Source organism: Streptomyces sp. NPDC006624, assembly GCF_040611555.1.
GTDB lineage: Bacteria > Actinomycetota > Actinomycetes > Streptomycetales > Streptomycetaceae > Streptomyces.
In genome coordinates this window covers 54416-70221 of record NZ_JBEXOM010000024.1, presented here as the reverse complement: position 1 = coordinate 70221, position 15806 = coordinate 54416, and the positions used below count along the sequence as shown (strand labels likewise).

The window sequence follows — 15806 nt, the reverse complement described above, 5'->3', positions numbered from 1 at the left end:
CCGGGAGCGATGAGGAACTCTCCCCCGAAAGGTCTACCTCCGTGAGAACGCGGAACCCGGTAGCACCTGAAGGAGGCAGCCATGCGCCGTATGTCCGTGCAGAAGCCCCTGAAGAAGCCGGACGTCCGCCGGGTCCGCGAGGAGGCAGACGAGCGCCCCTCCGGGCGTCCTGAGGTCCGCAAGGACATCGCGCGCACCTGGTGGCCCGAGGCCTGAGCGGCCGGTGCCGGTCAGGAGAGCCGCTTGCGGTAGTGGACCCGGTCGTAGGGCCCTTGCATGCGGCGTTCCACTTCTTCGTAGCCGTACTTCGGGTAGATCCGCCGGTTCTCCCACATCAGCACGTTCGTGCAGAGCCTGACCTCGGGCAGCCCGAGGGCACGCGCGCGTGCGTCCACGAACCGCAGCAGCCGTCGCCCCACGCCCCTGCCGTGCGCGGCCGGGCGGACGGCGATGGTGTCGAGGTAGAGATGGTCCTCGAACGCCTCCAGGACGACGAGGCCGATCACGGGATCGCCCGTGACGAACACCTTCCCCGCGGCCACGTTCGCCGCGTGGTCCTCCCCCATGGGCTGCGGCACCTGGCCGATGCGCTCGACGTAGGGGCCGAAGGCCGCGTCGATCACGTCCTTGACGGCCGGTACGTCGGCGGCGCCGGCCGGCCGGATCTCCTCGTCTGCCATGCCGTGACGGTACCTACCTGATGCCAGTCTGAGCACTCCCTTAACGGGGCCATAAGGATCACCTCCACCCGCCCTCAGCAGGCGATTTCGCGGTTCCCCGGGGCTAGCTTCGGATCACCCCACGGGATCCGGCCCCCCGGTCCCACGCACCGTTTCGAGGAGTTCCCGCATGCCCGCACGCCGTACGGCAGCCAGCGTCGCCACCCTCGGCGCCCTCCCGCTCGCCCTCACCGCGCTGACCGCCGCTCCCGCGGCCGCGCACGGTTCGATGGGCGACCCGGTCAGCCGGGTCTCGCAGTGCTACGCCGAGGGCCCCGAGAGCCCGAAGTCGGCCGCCTGCAAGGCGGCGGTCGCGGCGGGCGGCACCCAGGCCCTCTACGACTGGAACGGCATCCGCATCGGCGACGCCGGCGGGCGCCACCAGGAGCTCATCCCGGACGGCAAGCTCTGCAGCGCGAACAACGCCGCCTTCAAGGGCCTCGACCTGGCCCGCGCCGACTGGCCCGCCACCGGCGTGACCAGCGGCGCGCACACCTTCAAGTACCGCGTGACGGCCCCGCACAAGGGCACCTTCACGGTGTACATCACCAAGCCCGGCTACGACCCGGCCGAGCCGCTCGCCTGGAGCGACCTGGACCTCGCCAACCCGGTGGCGACGGCCACCGACCCGGCCGCCGCGGGCGGTTTCTACACCTTCCCCGGCAAGCTGCCCGAGCGTTCCGGCAAGCACCTGCTGTACGCGGTGTGGCAGCGGTCGGACAGCCCCGAGGCGTTCTACTCCTGCTCGGACGTCAGCTTCGGCGGCGCCACCACGACGGGCGGCGGCGCGGCCCCGGCCCCGTCCGCCTCCGCCCCCTCCGAGCAGCAGATCGAGGACGGCAACGACAAGTCGACGATCGAGCACCACGGCCACGGCGACAACGACCCGAGCACGTCGGCGGAGCCCGCCGCGGCGGCGGACGACGGTGCGGGCGGCGCCTCGGGCGACGGCGCGGAGAACAGTGCCGAGGACACCGCGGCGGACACCGCCGACAGGCCGAAGGCGGCCGCCGCGCCCAACCGGCTGGAGGCGGCCGGCGCCACCGGCGACCTCGCCGAGACGGGCGGCGACAGCAGCACCCCGTACGTCGCGCTCGGCGGCGCGGCCGCGCTGGCGCTCGGCGCGTCGGCCCTGTTCCTCTCGGCCCGGCGCAAGGCGGTGAGCGGCGGCCGGCACGGCCGCTGACCTCCCCCACCGCCCCATGACCGGGGCCTGTCCGGCGGCTCAGGCCGGACAGGCCCCGACGCGTTTCTCCCCGGCACGAGGACACGGGGCGCACACGGGCCGGTGACACGAGTGAGCGGTCGACACGTGTCACCGGCCTACACGTGTCAGCTGAAGGCGGATGCGCATGTGGTGGGTGTGGCGCGCCCCGGGTCGAGCGCGTTGGCCACCTCGTGGAAGGCGATCCGGTCGAACAGCGCGATGGCCACGTGCTCGGACAGGTCGACGGGGCACAGGTCCTGCAGGAGGACGTTGCGCACGTCCGGGCCGCTCAGGTACTGGCTGCGCCAGGGCGTGACCACCTCGTCGTAGCGGGTGGCGATGACGGTGTAGCGCACGCCGGGCACGGTGTCGCCGCCCGCGTTCAGCCGCTGGAGGAAGTCGGAGCCGACGACCTGGTCGGCGAGGGCGGGGGTGTTCTTCGACAGCAGGTCCGCCGCGCCCGGGAAGTAGGGCAGCAGCTTGGTGAGGCCGTTCAGGTCGGTGCCGTGGTTGCTGGGCGCGATCCCGACGAGCGCGTTCACCTTGGCGGCCCCGCCGAGGAACCGCAGGTACCAGCGGGGCATCATGCCGCCCTGCGAGTGCCCGACGATGTCGGTCTCGGCCGCTCCGGTGGCGGCGAGCACCCGGTCGACGAAGTCCCGCAGTTGTGCGGCCGACTTCTCGACGGGCCCCAGGCCGTGGAAGAAGGGGACGCCCTCGAGCTGGCCGTAGTCGAGGGAGAAGACGCAGTAGCCGCGGACCTTCAGATAGGGGGCGAGGCCCAGCCAGTTGTCGACGGAGTTGCCGAGGGTGCCGTGGACGAGGACGACGGGGCGGGGATGGGCGGCGGAGGGCTTGCAGGAGTAGTCGTTCCAGCCGGAGTTCGGGGCGCCGGAGGCCTGGGCGGAGGTGGCGGGTACGGTGACGGCCGCGGCGGTCAGCAGCAGCGCGGCCAGGGGTCTGAGCACTCGTTTCCAGGGCAGCATCGGGTGATCTCCTTGCGGCTCAAGGGGGATGCGACGGCATGACGCCCTGTGATCCGGATCACGGGATGCTGTTCACTCGTCAAGTTACGGGCGAGTAGTCAAACTGGGAAGTTACGCGTCGGTAAAAACTTCCGGCGCTCGGCTGCGCCGGGGGTAAGGTGACGCCCCCTCACCACGCGGGCCGGATGGGCCCTCCCGGCGCGATCCGCAGCAACTGCTCGCGCAGCAGCCGCAGTTCCGGCTCCCCCAGCACGGCGCCCCACTCCCGCACGGCCTCGGCCGCCGCCTCCTCCGCGGCCCGGGTGCACTCCCGCCCCCGCGCGGTCAGCACCACCAGCCGCGCCCGCGCGTCCCCGGGGTGCGGCCGGCGCTCGGCGTACCCCTTGCGGACCATCTCGTCGACGAGCTGACTCGCGGCCTGCTTGGTCACCCCGAGGTGGACCGCGAGGTCGGTGACCGTCGCACCGTCCGGGGCGAGCCGGGCGAAGGCGAAGCCGTGGGCGGGCCGCAGCCCTTCGAAGCCGCGGGCGGCGACGCCCTCGTGGATGCGCTGCGTCAGCCCGCCTGCGGCGGCGAGCAGGGCTGCGGACAGGGCCATGGCCTCGGAGTTCTGCACGCATGCATTGAAACACCCTTGACGCATCGGTCAAGCAGCTTGACTATATGGTCAAGCAACTTGACCATACAGCCGGGAGGCACCCATGCCCGTCGTCCGTTCGTCCGAGGCCGTGACCCACGAGGTCCACGGAGCCCGTTTCGTCTCGTACGCCACCCCGCGCAGCGGCAGCGAGGAGCTGTGCGCGTGGCGCGGGGAGATACCGGCCGGCCTCAAGGCGCCGGCGCACACCGTCAGCCGGGAGGAGATCCTCCATCTGCTCGACGGCGAACTGCTGATCACCCTGGACGGCCGCACCGAGCGGATCACGGCGGGCGACACCGTGATCATCAACTCCGGCGCCACCCTGACCGTCGAGAACCCCACCGGCCGGACGGCGTACTCCTGGGTCACCACGTCCGTCGGCCTGGAGGCACGGCTGGCCGACGGCACCCGTCTCGTGCCGCCGTGGGCCAACTGAGGTCAGGGGGGGGCGGCTCTACGCCGCCGCCCCTCCCAGTCCCCCCGGCATCACCGCCCGCGGCCCGAACTTCGCTCGCGCGCGGTCCGCGACCTCCTCGATACGGCGGACCTTCTCGTCCACGGGGTCGAAGGTCAGCTGGTGGGAGGCCTGGTCGGCGGGGTCGAGCCCTTCGGCGCGCAGGGCGATCGCGCGCACCCGGGCGCGCTGCAGCCCGAGCGCCTCGTACATGCCGTAGGCGGCCCTGGTCAGTTCCGGTGAGTGCCCGGTCGGTTCGGTCAGGGTGCGGCTGCGGGTCGTCGCTGACCGGTCGGCGTAGCGCACGGTGAGGGTGAGCGTGCGGCAGACCTTCTCCAGGGCGCGCAGCCGGGCGCCGATCTCCTCGGCGGCCGACAGCAGGGCCCGGCGGTGCCGGCCGGGGTCCAGTTCGTCGCGGCCGAAGGGGCGTTCCGCGGCAAGAGACCGGGAGACGGCGTTCGGGACGACCCGGCCGCGGTCGACGCCGTTCGCCTTCTCGTGCAGCTCGCGCCCGGCCTTGGCGCCGACCAGCCGCTGCAGCGTGGACAGGGGCGCGGCGGCGACCCGGCCGAGGGTGTCGAGGCCGTAGTCGGCCAGGGTGCGGGAGGTCGCGGCGCCGACGCCGGGCAGCACCCCGACGGGCTTGCCGGCGAGGAACTCCGCGATGGCGTCCGGCTCCTCGGGCACCGCGCAGGTCACCCCGGGCTCCGCGGCGCGCAGTGCCACGCGGGCCAGCATCGGCCCGGGCCCGGCACCGATCACGCAGTCGACGCCGTACAGCGCGAGCGCGCGCACCCGGATCACCGAGGCCAGTTCGACGGCGTCCCGCCCGAAGTACCGCTCGGCGCCCCGCAGATCGGCCAGCGCCCCGTCCGGCGGCAGGGCCTGCACGACGGGGGTGAACTCCTCGAGCATCCCGAGCAGCCGGGGCAGGTCGGCCTCGCGGATCGGCGGCAGCTGGAAACGTACGCAGAGGATGGTCATCCCGCACTCCCCGGACTCTGGTGCCACAACTTCCTTCCCACCGCGGGTCCTTCCCCCGCGGGACGCAGATCGGCCCAGGGGTGCATCTCGTACCCCGTGGCCATGCGGATCCTCCGCTGCTCCCCCGGGTCCCGGGCCGCCGATCCGGCCGGCGCGGGCGCCCCCTCCGAGCCGGCGAGCCTGCGGCGCGCGGCCCCCTCGCCGTCGTCGCCGGACCCGGCCGGGCCGCCGGCCAGCCGCGCCGCGACGCCCTCCAGGCCCTCCTCCCGGCGCACCTCCAGCAGGTCAGCGAGGTTCCAGGCGGCGGCGCCCACCACGCTGAGGCTGCGCGGGCCGCGCCGCTGCACCACCCCGCGCACCAGCAGCAGCCAGGAGTGGAAGACGGTGTGGGCGCAGGCGTCGTGGGAGTCGTCGAAGAAGGCGAGGTCGACCAGGCCCGTGCCGTCGTCGAGGGTGGAGAAGATGACGCGCTTGCCGGACCTGATGGGCGGGGTCTGGGTGGCCGCCTTGGCGCCCGCGACCAGCACCGTCTCCCCGTGCCGTGCCTCGCGCAGCCGCCTCGCCGACACCACGCCCAGTTCGTCGAGGAACTGCCGGTGGTCGTCCATCAGGTTCCGTGAGGCGTCCATGGACAGCACGCCCAGCTCGGCGCTGAGCCGCTCGGAGGAGGAGAGGTCGGGCAGTCCGGCCGGTGCCGTCTTCCGCCCGCCGGCCAGCGGCAACTGGCCGCCGCCCGCGCCCCGCGCGCCCCGGTGCAGCTCGGTCAGGTGCAGCTGCAGATCACGGCGGTTGGCGCCGAACGCGTCGAGTGCGCCCACCTGGGCGAGGCGCTGGGCCAGCGGACGGCTGGGCCGGGCCCGCTCCCAGAAGTCGACCAGCGAGGCGTACGGCTGCCCCTCGGCGATCCGCGCCGCCTCGGCCTCGCTGATGCCGTGCACATCGGAAAGGGCCAGCCGCAGCCCCCACTTACCGGACACCAGTTCGATACGGTGGGCGACACCCGACTTGTTCACGTCCAGCGGCAGCACGGGCACCCCGCGCCGCCGCGCGTCCGCCAGCAGCAGCCGCTTGGGGTACATGCCGGGGTCGTGTGTGAGCAACCCCGCGTAGAAGGCGGCCGGGTGATGCGCCTTCAGCCACGCCGACTGGTAGGTCGGCACGGCGAAGGCGACCGCGTGCGCCTTGCAGAAGCCGTAGCTGCCGAAGGCCTCGACGATCTCCCAGGTCCGCTGAATCGTTTCCGCGTCGTAGCCCTTCGCCGCCGCGTGCTGTGCGAACCACACCTTGATCCGCGCCTGCGACTCCGGGTCCGACAGCCCGCGCCGCACCCGGTCGGCCTCGCCGCGCCCGCACCCGGTCATGATGTCGACGATGTCGATGATCTGCTCGTGGAAGACGACGACCCCGTACGTCTCCTTCAGCGGTCCCTCCAGGTCCGGGTGCGGATACCGGATCGGCGCCCGCCCGTGCCGCGCCTCGATGAACGGCCGCACCATGTCGGCGGCCACCGGCCCGGGCCGGAACAGCGAGATGTCGACGACGAGGTCGTGGAAGGTCCCCGGCTGCAGCCGCCCGACCAGGTCCCGCTGCCCCGGCGACTCGATCTGGAAGCAGCCGAGCGTCTCGGTGGACCGGATCAGCCGGTACGTCTGCGGATCCCCCTCCGGCAGGGCGTCCAGGTCGACCCGGGTCCCCGTCGCCCGCTCCACCTCCCCCACGGCGTGCGCCATCGCCGACTGCATCCGCACACCGAGCACGTCCAGCTTCAGCAGCCCGAGGTCCTCGACGTCGTCCTTGTCGAACTGCGCCATCGGGAAGCCCTCGCCGCTGGTCGGCATCACCGGCGTACGCGCGAGCAGGGAGGCGTCGGACAGCAGCACCCCGCACGGGTGCATGGCCACCCCGCGCGGCAGCGCGTCCAGCGCCTCGACCAGCTCCCACAGCCTCCCGTACCTCTCCTTCTCCCCCGCCAGCGCGCGCAGCTCGGGCAGTTCCTCCAGCGCGGCGCGGGCGTCCCGGGCCCGGATGTGCGGGAAGGACTTGGCGATCCGGTCGATCTCGGCCGGGTCCATGGACAGGGCGGCGCCCACGTCACGGATGGCGTGCCGGACCCGGTACGTCTCCGGCATCGCGACCGTCGCCACCCGCTCGGTGCCGAACCGGCCGATGATCGCGCGGTAGACCTCCAGCCGGCGCGCGGACTCCACGTCGATGTCGATGTCGGGCAGCACGACCCGCTCCTTCGACAGGAACCGCTCCATCAGCAGCCGGTGCTCGACCGGATCGGCGTGCGCGATCCCGAGCAGGTGGTTGACGAGCGACCCGGCACCCGATCCCCGCGCGGCGGCCCGGACGCCCATCTCCCGTACGTCGTCGACCACTTGGGCGACGGTCAGGAAGTAGGAGGCGAAGCCGTGGTGGGCGATGATGTCCAGCTCGTGGTGCATCCGCTCCCAGTACTCCCGCCGCCGGTCGTATCCGCGCAGCACCATCCCGGCCGCCGCCCGTGAGGCCAGCGTCCGCTGGGCGCTGCGGCGCCCGGCGCCGACCAGATGCGGCTCGGGGAAGTGGACGGTGCCGATCCCGAGGTCGTCCCCGGGGTCGACCCGGCAGGCGGCGGCCGTGGCCTCGGTCTGCTCCACCAGCCGGCGGGCGGCCTCCCGGCGGAAGCCCGCCGCCTCGACGATCCGCTCGGCGGCGTGCGCCATGGCCTCGGGCCCCTTGAGCCAGGCCTCGCTGGAGTCGAGCTCCTTGGCCGGGTCGACGGGCACCAGCCGCCGCGCGGCGTCCAGCACGTCGGCGACCGGCCCCAGCCCGGGGTCGGCGTAGCGCACGGCATTGGTGAGCACGGGCCGGACGCCCTGCTCGGCTGCGAACCCGACGGTGCGGGCGGCCAGCCGCAGCGACCCGGGCCCGGTGCCCGTCCGGCCGTGCCAGACGGCCTCCAGGCGCAGGTCGTCGCCGTAGACCTCCCGCCAGGACGCCAGCAGTCCCGCGGCCCGGTCGGGGCGGCCCGCGGCCAGGGCGCGTCCCACGTCCGACGCGGGCCCGAGCAGCACGGTCAGCCCCTCGGCGCCGTGCTGGCGCTCCCGGGGCAGCAGCGGCGTCCCCTCCCCCTCATGGGCGGCCGAGACGAGCCGGCACAGGGCACCCCACCCCCGGGCACCGTCCCGGGCGAGGAAGACGGCACGGGGGGCCGATTCATCGACGAAGGCACCGCCCCGCACCGGGGTGCGCCGCCGGACCTGCCTCCCGGCATCCGGCTCCCCGCCCGCCACGGCGAGATCGACCCCGAACACCGGCCGGACCCCGGCCTTCGCACAGGCCTTGGCGAACCGGACGACACCGGCGACCGTGTCGCGGTCGGTCAGCGCGAGGGCCTCCATGCCCCGCTCGGCGGCGCGCTCGGCCAGCCGCTCCGGGTGCGAGGCGCCGTAGCGCAGTGAGAATCCGGAGACGGTGTGCAGATGCGTGAACCCCGGCACACGCACCTCCCGCACTCGTGAGCGACCCACTCTCGAACATCTGTTCCCAACTCCCTACCCCACCATAAACCAATTATCGAATGCCCGTACGACATCCGTTCGGCCCCGCCCCACCTGCGGAAACACCCGTCCGCCCCCGACGGTGGAGGCATGCCGCACCGCTCGTTCCGCGCCGAGGTGAGGGACGCCGTCACCCCCCGGGCCACCCTGCTCGTCGTGGGCGTGATCGCGCTCCAGCTGCTCTTCATCGCCTCCTACGTGGGAGCGCTGCACGACCCGGAGCCGAAGGACGTCCCCTTCGGCGTGGTGGCCCCGCAGGCGGCGTCCGGGCAGGCGGTGGCCCGCCTGGAGCGGCTGCCCGGCTCCCCCCTCGACCCCCGCGCCCTGCCGGACGAGGCGACGGCCCGGGACCGGATCATCCGGCGGGACATCGACGGGGCCCTGATCATCGACCCGGCGGGCACCCGCGACACGCTCCTGGTCGCCTCCGGCGGCGGCCGGGCGCTGTCCACCACGCTGACGACGCTCCTCACGGACGTGGAGAAGTCCGAGCGCCGCACGCTCCGCACGGTCGACGTGGCCCCCTCGGCACCCCACGACCCCAACGGACTGTCGTCCTTCTACCTGGTGATCGGCTGGTGCGTGGGCGGCTACCTGGGCGCGGCGGCCCTGGCCGTCAGCGCCGGGGCCAAGCCCTCCAACCCCGGCCGCGCCGCGATCCGCCTGGCGGTCATGGCCGTGGTCGCCCTTCTCGGGGGCATCGGCGGGGCGCTGATCGCCGGGCCGGCCCTGGACGCCCTGCCCGGCGGTACGGCAGCCCTCTGGGGTCTGGGCGCCCTGGTCATCTTCGCCGTGGGCGCGGCCACCCTCGCCCTGCAGGGCGTCTTCGGCACCATCGGCATCGGCCTGGTCATCCTGCTGGTGGTCGTCCTGGGCAACCCGAGCGCGGGCGGCGCCCTGCCCCCGCCGCTCCTGCCGCCCTTCTGGAAGGCGATCGGCCCGGCCCTCCCGCCGGGCGCCGGCACCTGGTCGGCGCGCTCCCTCGCCTACTTCGACGGCCACGCGATGACCGGCCCCCTGCTGGTGCTGGCGGCCTGGGCGGCGGCAGGCACCGCGATCACCCTGACGGCAGCCGTACTCCGGGACCGGGCGCACGCGACGACGGCGCCGTGAGGCACCGCCGAAGCCTGCCCGCACCCGCGCTGCGCACCCCCGCCCGGACGCACCAGCTGGGCACCGGCGGCGCGGCGGCGTACGCGCCGGGCGCGCACAAGCGGAAGTCCCGCCCCTCGCACAGGGGCGGGACTTCTCACCTCACACTCAGCCGATCTGCGTCCCGGTCGCCGACAGCGCCTCCGTCACGGGCTGGAAGAACGTTTCTCCGCCCGAGGTGCAGTCGCCGCTGCCACCGGAGGTGAGCCCGATCGCCTTGTCGCCCGAGAACAGCGAACCGCCGCTGTCCCCCGGCTCCGCGCACACGTCGGTCTGGATCAGCCCGTTCACGATGTCGCCGTTGCCGTAGTTCACGGTGGCGTCCAGGCCGGTGACCTTCCCGTCGTGCACCTGGGTCGTCGAACCGCTCCGGGTGACCGCCATGCCGACGGTCGCCTCCGCGGCCCCCGAGATCTGCTGGGTGGACCCGTTGTACAGGTTCACCTCGCTCGGGTGGTCCACCTGCGCGGTGTACTTGACGAGCCCGTAGTCGTTGTCCGGGAAGCTGGAGTCGGCGTTGGTGCCGATCTCGTTGCCGCTGGAGTCCGACCAGGTGGTGATGCCCTCGGTGCAGTGACCGGCGGTCAGGAAGAACGGCTCGCCGCCCTTGACCACGTTGAAGCCCAGCGAGCAGCGCCCGCCGCCACCGGTGATCGCGTCGCCGCCGGCGATGAAGGGCTTGTACTCCCCCTTCGTCCGCTTCAGTTCGGCCTTGGCCCCGAGCGCGTCGACGACCTTCGTGAGCTTCGCCCACTCGGCCTCGGAGACCGTGCGGTCGGCGGTCACGACGACCTTGTTCGCGGTCGGGTCGGTCACCCAGGAGGTGCCCGGGATCGTCGCGTCCTGCTTGAGCGTGCTGCGGGCGCTCTTGAGCTCGGCGAGGGAGTTCGCCACGACTCTCGCCTCGGCGCCGGCCTTCTCGACCGTCCGTGCGGCGGCTTCGTCGAGCACGTTCACCACGAGGCTCTTGCTCTTGGTGTCGTAGTACGTCCCGGCCGCGTCGCCGCCCAGGTCCTGGGCGAGTGTCGAGGCGAGCTTTCCGGCCGCCGCGACCGACAGGGTCTTGGGCGCGGAGACCTCAGGAGACTCGCTCGCGTTCGCGGACTGCAAGGTCGCTCCCGCGGCCACCAGCGCGGTGATGCCCGCGCCTGCCACGGCTGCACGCCGCTTGGGTATGCGTCGGTGCTTCAACTTCTGTCCTCCTGTGGGGGGACGGTCCGGGAGGTTGTGGGGACCTCGCGAACCGGAAGGCTTCGTTGACAAGCGCCAACTATTCCGATGTCAACGGGGAGCACACAAGGGTGAGTTCGAGACGCGCGTAGACAGCGCTTCACGTGCGCCCCCATTTTTGACCGTACGCGGTCAAAATGGACAGGGTCAACTCCCGTTCGCACTGCAAACATTACGGGCGAGTAATGTGCGGGCACTCTGCGGGGTCGACCCATGGCCTGTTCTCGCCCCTCCGGCGTCCGGTTCCGACTGCGGGACGAACAAGGGCAATCGAGACGAGAAGAGCCCCCGTGCGCGGAAGCGCACGGGGGCGAAGGTGGTGCGGGGTGCGAGCCGGGCCTCGCGGCCTAGTAGACGCTGACGCCGTAGGCGCTCAGGGCCTCGGTCACCGGCTGGAAGAACGTCGTACCGCCGGAGGAGCAGTTGCCGCTGCCGCCGGAGGTCAGACCGTACGCGGTGCCGTTGCTGCCGTAGAGCGGGCCGCCGGAGTCGCCGGGCTCGGCGCAGACCGTGGTCTGGATCAGGCCGGAGACGACGTCGCCTCCGCCGTAGTTGACGGTGGCGTTGAGGGCGGTGACCCGGCCGCTGTGCGTACCGGTCGTGGAGCCGTCGCGGATGACGGTGGTGCCCACGCTCGGGGTGGCCGCCCGCGTGATGTCCACGCCGTTGGCGGTGCCGGGCCGGCTGACGGAGCCGGAGTAGCGGACGATGCCGTAGTCGTTGCCCGGGAAGCTGGAGCCGGCCGTGGAGCCGATGACGGTGGTGCGGCCCGAGTTGGAGTACCAGGTGCCCGCGCCGTCGGTGCAGTGACCGGCGGTCAGGAAGTACTCGGCGCCACTGCTGGCACGGACGTTGAAGCCGAGGGAGCAGCGCCAGCTACTCGCATAGATGGCGTCGCCGCCCTGGATGAGCTTGTTGAACTTGCCGGGGGTGCGCTTGATCGTGAGCGCGTCGGCGTTGGAGCCGGCCTGCTGCTTGATCTTCGCGATCTCGGCCTGGGTGACCGTGCTGTCCACGGTGACGAGCACCCGGTTGGTCTTGCTGTCGACGGCCCAGGCGGTGCCCGGGATGTCGGCCTTCAGCATCGAGCCGCTGGCGCTCTTGAGCTCGGCGGCGCTGAAGGCGGTGGGGGTGTCGGACGCGTTCGCGCTGGGGATCGCGATCGCGGCAGCGGCGACGAGGCCGGTGGAAACGGCGATCAGCCGGGTCCGTCTCGAAATGCCGCTACGAGGGGTGGTGCGCTTGATCCTCACTTTTCGTTCCTCCACAAAGGAAGTCGGGGGCCCTCGTGGGGTTGCGGGCCCGTGAGGCGCAGTCAGAGAACAGCTGTCCGGATTCCGAACATGCCGTGCCCCTGACAAGCGCTGAGGGGGAGTATTCGGCCGAACGGACGGTCGGCGCAAGAGTGCCTTTCGGCCTTCAACCTTTGACGATCTTCACGACGGACGCCCGAAGCGGACCACGGCGGAAAGGAGGGGACGAAGGGGCCGGCGAACGCCGAGGGCCGTGGCAGTACGCGCTTGCGGTCGCGGGCGCGCGAGGCTCCGGCACCCCCGGCGGGAGCCGCACGGCGCGGCCGAAGACCCTCGGGCAATGGCCGGAATTCGACCGTCCGGATAGTCCGCGCGCAGGGGAAGCGCCCTGTCACGCCCTCCCGTTCAGCCGTCGCAGGGGCAGCAGCAGCCGCAGCCGGAGCAGTCGCACCCGCCGCAGTCGCAGTCCCGGCAGCAGCCCTCGTGCTTCTTGCGGGACCACGGCCCCTCGTACTCCTTCGCACAGCACAGCTGGCAGGTGCAGCACAGCAGCCAGAACATGCCGCAGCCGGCCCAGAACCCGCGCCGCTGCGGCGGCCGGGGCAGCGGCGCGCTGCCGCCGAAGCCTCCGCCACCGGACCCGTCACCGCCGTGCGCCCCTCCCCCGCCGGCGTACGGATTCCCGCCACCGCCCGCGTACGGGTCCCGCGGGGACCCGTACGGCCCCTGCCGCCCGTCAAGGCCCTGCGCGGGCCGCTGCCCGTACGGACCGCCGCCCTGGTGGGAGGCGCACACCGGCACGGTGCCGAACGCCCGGTCCACCGAGCGCCGCAACTCGTGGACGAGCAAGAGGTGCACGAGCTTCGAATCCGCGAACTCGGCGTCGCGCAGCGCCAGCCGCACGCCGTGCACCGCGTCGCCGGCCAGCCGCCGCACCTCCGCCAGGGAGGTGCCCGTCGCGGCGATCGGGTTCCAGGCGCCCGACGCGGCGTCGGCGTGCAGGTCCTCCACGGCGTCCAGCAGATGCGCCAGGCGGCCGAAGAGCCGCCCCGCCTCGGCGAGCGGGCCGGCGTTGTGCGGCCGGCCGGCGAGGACCGCCGTGTGCGCGAAGGCGGCCGCGGTCGCGGTCTCGGCCGGTTCGGTGACCGCCAGCAGCGGCGTCCCGGGCCCGGCGAGCGCCTCTATGCCGGCCTGCCGGTCCACGGCGTCGACCAGGAGGGCGGTGTCGAACCCCACGGCGGTGCCGGTACGGGCTCCGGCCGCGTCCCAGCCCGCGGCGACCCGGCGCGCCGCCCGCGCCACCGGCCGGCGGGCCAGCAGCCCGTCCCCGTCGCTCACGTGGTCGCGCACCTTCGCCGAGGCCAGCACCAGGGAGACGGCGGCCGCGAGCCGGGCCCCCTCACCGTGCGCGACGGAGGCGGTGCGCATACCGCGCAGCGGGCACGGACCGGCCGTACGCCGCCCGGCGCCACCGGGCTCGCCCTGAGCCTCCGTCAAAACCGAGACGAGAAGGCCCTCATAGTTCGTCACCAGGCGGGCGAACTGCCCGTGGTCACCGCGCAGCGCGAGACAGAGCCCGCACAAATGCGCCATCCACTGATCGGCGAGCTTCTCCCCCAGCCGGTGCCTGCACGGCCTGACGATTCCGAACACGACGTTCCCCCGAGCTGTGTTCCGACGTGAGCTGCGGCATCGTATCGGCCCGCGCATTCACCCGTACGCCCCGCCGTCACCCGTACGCCGAGAAGAATCATATTTCACTCACAGTCAGCAGCCGTTTGAGAAACGACCCTTGGGACACACGGACTCTCGACGGATTCGCTGTGCACCAGTACCGTCACAAACCCCCCGCGCGGCGTCTATCCACTTGGCGCGCCATCCGCATCATGGACGACCATAGGGATGCGGAAAGCAGAAAGACCGCTGTGAGAGGAGGCGTCCATGGGATCGGTACGCAAGGCAAGTGCCTGGCTTGGCCTCGTCGACGACAACGAAGACGAGCGTTACTACGACGACGACTACTCCGACGGGCCCGAGACCGGGGAGGCCTGGGTCACCGATCCGCGGGTCAAGGTGGCCTCGGACGTCGCCGAGGAGAAGGGCCGCCGCATCGGCACGGTGACCCCCGACAGCTTCCGGGACGCGCGCGTCATCGGCGAGCTGTTCCGCGAGGGCGTGCCGGTCATCATGAACCTCACGGCCATGGAGGCCGCCGACGCCAAGCGCGTGGTCGACTTCGCGGCCGGGCTGATCTTCGGCCTGCGCGGTTCGATCGAGAGAGTGTCGACCCGGGTGTTCCTGCTGACCCCCGTCCACACGGAGATCGTGAACGGCGACCCTGCCGCGCACCGCGCGGACGGCTTCTTCAACCAGAGCTGAGGCAGGGCCGCTCACCGGCCCTGCCCCGCGCGCAGGGTCATGACCGGACAGGTCTACCGGAAGGCGTCGAGTCCGGTGAGCGCCTTGCCCAGCACGAGCTGGTGCATCTCGACGGTGCCCTCGTAGGTGAGCACCGACTCGAGGTTGGTGGCGTGCCGCATGACGGGGTATTCGAGGGAGATCCCGTTGGCGCCGAGGATGGTGCGGGCCGTGCGGCAGATCTCGATCGCCTCCCTCACGTTGTTGAGCTTGCCGAAGCTCACCTGCTCGGGACGCAGGCGGCCGGCGTCCATACGCCGCCCCAGATGATGGGCGAGCAGAATCCCCTTGTGCAGTTCGACCGCCATGTCGGCGAGTTTGGCCTGGGTGAGCTGGAAGCCGCCGATGGGCCGCCCGAACTGCTCCCGTGACCTGGCGTAGTCGACCGCGGCCTCGAAGGAACTGCGGGCCGCCCCCATGGCGCCCCAGACGATCCCGTACCGGGCGTGCGACAGACAGCTGAGCGGTCCGCGCAGTCCGGTGACCTCCGGCAGCACGGCGTCGGCGGGCAGCCGGACGTCGTCGAGGACGAGTTCGCTGGTGACGGAGGCGCGCAGGGACCACTTGTGCTTGATCTCGGGCGCGGAGAACCCGGCGCTGTCCGTGGGCACGGCGAACCCGCGGATCCCGTCCTCGGTCTGCGCCCACACGACGGCGACACCGGCCACGGACCCGTTGGTGATCCACATCTTGCGGCCGTTGAGGATCCAGTCCGAGCCGTCGCGCTTGGCGTGGGTGCGCATGGAGGCGGGGTCGGACCCGTGGTCGGGCTCGGTGAGCCCGAAGCAGCCGATGACCTCGCCCGCGGCCATCCCGGGCAGCCACCGCCGCTTCTGCTCCTCGCTGCCGAAGCGGTGGATGGCGTACATGGCGAGGGAGCCCTGCACGGAGACGAGGGAGCGGATGCCGGAGTCGGCGGCCTCCAGCTCCAGGCAGGCGAGTCCGTACTGCACGGCGGAGGCGCCGGCGCAGCCGTACCCCTCCAGGGACATGCCGAGGGCGCCGATCTGCCCGAGCTCCCGGGCCAGTTCCCGGATGCCCGGCAGCTCGCCCTTCTCGTACCACTCGGCGACGTACGGCAGGACCCGGTCGGCGGCCCAGGTCCGCACGGTGTCCCGGATCCCCAGGTCCTCCGGCTCCAGCAGGTCGTCGAGGCCGAGCGGGTCGGCCGGGTCGAAGGGGGGCAGCTTGGACGACGCGGACATGATGGGCACCCTC

Annotated in this window: 14 protein-coding genes; 5 read left to right on the top strand and 9 right to left on the bottom strand. The window is 72.7% G+C overall.

Features of this window, described 5'->3' with window-relative positions:
• The first annotated feature begins 81 nt into the window (after positions 1-81).
• Positions 82-216, top strand: coding sequence for a hypothetical protein (locus ABZY20_RS32045; RefSeq protein ID WP_356446169.1), 135 nt, complete (start codon positions 82-84; stop codon positions 214-216).
• Between the two features lie 14 nt (positions 217-230).
• Here the strand turns inward: ABZY20_RS32045 and ABZY20_RS32040 are convergent, their stop codons facing one another.
• Positions 231-680: a GNAT family N-acetyltransferase gene (locus ABZY20_RS32040; protein ID WP_356446167.1), complete on the bottom strand. Its 450-nt coding sequence runs from the start codon at positions 678-680 to the stop codon at positions 231-233.
• 169 nt (positions 681-849) lie between these two features.
• Here ABZY20_RS32040 and ABZY20_RS32035 point away from each other — a divergent pair, with 169 nt between their 5' ends.
• A complete protein-coding gene (locus tag ABZY20_RS32035; protein WP_356446165.1) occupies positions 850-1905 on the top strand; it encodes a lytic polysaccharide monooxygenase in 1056 nt (351 codons plus the stop codon).
• 146 nt (positions 1906-2051) lie between these two features.
• On the opposite strand, the gene ABZY20_RS32030 is transcribed toward ABZY20_RS32035, so the two are convergent.
• The gene (locus ABZY20_RS32030; RefSeq protein WP_356446163.1) at positions 2052-2912 is read right to left on the bottom strand and encodes an alpha/beta fold hydrolase; all 861 of its coding nucleotides are present in this window, start codon (positions 2910-2912) and stop codon (positions 2052-2054) included.
• Between the two features lie 169 nt (positions 2913-3081).
• A complete protein-coding gene (locus ABZY20_RS32025; protein WP_356446161.1) occupies positions 3082-3528 on the bottom strand; it encodes a MarR family winged helix-turn-helix transcriptional regulator in 447 nt (148 codons plus the stop codon).
• A gap of 85 nt (positions 3529-3613) precedes the next feature.
• Here ABZY20_RS32025 and ABZY20_RS32020 point away from each other — a divergent pair, with 85 nt between their 5' ends.
• Positions 3614-3988: a cupin domain-containing protein gene (locus ABZY20_RS32020; protein ID WP_356446159.1), complete on the top strand. Its 375-nt coding sequence runs from the start codon at positions 3614-3616 to the stop codon at positions 3986-3988.
• 18 nt (positions 3989-4006) lie between these two features.
• Here ABZY20_RS32020 and ABZY20_RS32015 read toward each other — a convergent pair whose 3' ends face one another.
• Both ABZY20_RS32015 and ABZY20_RS32010 read right to left on the bottom strand, forming a co-directional pair.
• Positions 4007-4990 carry a hypothetical protein gene (locus tag ABZY20_RS32015; protein ID WP_356446157.1) on the bottom strand — a complete coding sequence of 328 codons (984 nt, stop codon included), beginning with the start codon at positions 4988-4990 and terminating at the stop codon, positions 4007-4009.
• Positions 4987-8475, bottom strand: a complete 3489-nt coding sequence (locus tag ABZY20_RS32010) for a DNA polymerase III subunit alpha (protein ID WP_356446155.1) — start codon at positions 8473-8475, stop codon at positions 4987-4989. The genes ABZY20_RS32015 and ABZY20_RS32010 overlap by 4 nt, the downstream gene beginning before the upstream one ends.
• Before the next feature lie 150 nt (positions 8476-8625).
• Here ABZY20_RS32010 and ABZY20_RS32005 point away from each other — a divergent pair, with 150 nt between their 5' ends.
• Positions 8626-9648 carry a DUF3533 domain-containing protein gene (locus tag ABZY20_RS32005; protein WP_356446153.1) on the top strand — a complete coding sequence of 341 codons (1023 nt, stop codon included), beginning with the start codon at positions 8626-8628 and terminating at the stop codon, positions 9646-9648.
• A gap of 147 nt (positions 9649-9795) precedes the next feature.
• On the opposite strand, the gene ABZY20_RS32000 is transcribed toward ABZY20_RS32005, so the two are convergent.
• The 3 genes from ABZY20_RS32000 to ABZY20_RS31990 form a co-directional block, all read right to left on the bottom strand.
• On the bottom strand, positions 9796-10878 hold the full coding sequence (locus tag ABZY20_RS32000; protein WP_356446151.1) for a S1 family peptidase: 1083 nt from the start codon (positions 10876-10878) through the stop codon (positions 9796-9798).
• Between the two features lie 386 nt (positions 10879-11264).
• Positions 11265-12170 carry a S1 family peptidase gene (locus ABZY20_RS31995; protein ID WP_356446149.1) on the bottom strand — a complete coding sequence of 302 codons (906 nt, stop codon included), beginning with the start codon at positions 12168-12170 and terminating at the stop codon, positions 11265-11267.
• Positions 12171-12575: 405 nt separating this feature from the next.
• Entirely contained in the window at positions 12576-13823 is a 1248-nt protein-coding gene (locus tag ABZY20_RS31990; protein ID WP_356446148.1) for a DUF5685 family protein, read from the bottom strand.
• Positions 13824-14111: 288 nt separating this feature from the next.
• Here ABZY20_RS31990 and ABZY20_RS31985 point away from each other — a divergent pair, with 288 nt between their 5' ends.
• Positions 14112-14549 (top strand): cell division protein SepF, encoded by a 438-nt coding sequence (locus tag ABZY20_RS31985; protein WP_356446146.1) that lies wholly within the window; start codon positions 14112-14114, stop codon positions 14547-14549.
• A 53-nt stretch (positions 14550-14602) separates the two neighbouring features.
• Here ABZY20_RS31985 and ABZY20_RS31980 read toward each other — a convergent pair whose 3' ends face one another.
• Entirely contained in the window at positions 14603-15793 is a 1191-nt protein-coding gene (locus ABZY20_RS31980) for an acyl-CoA dehydrogenase family protein (RefSeq protein ID WP_356446144.1), read from the bottom strand.
• Positions 15794-15806 lie beyond the last annotated feature (13 nt).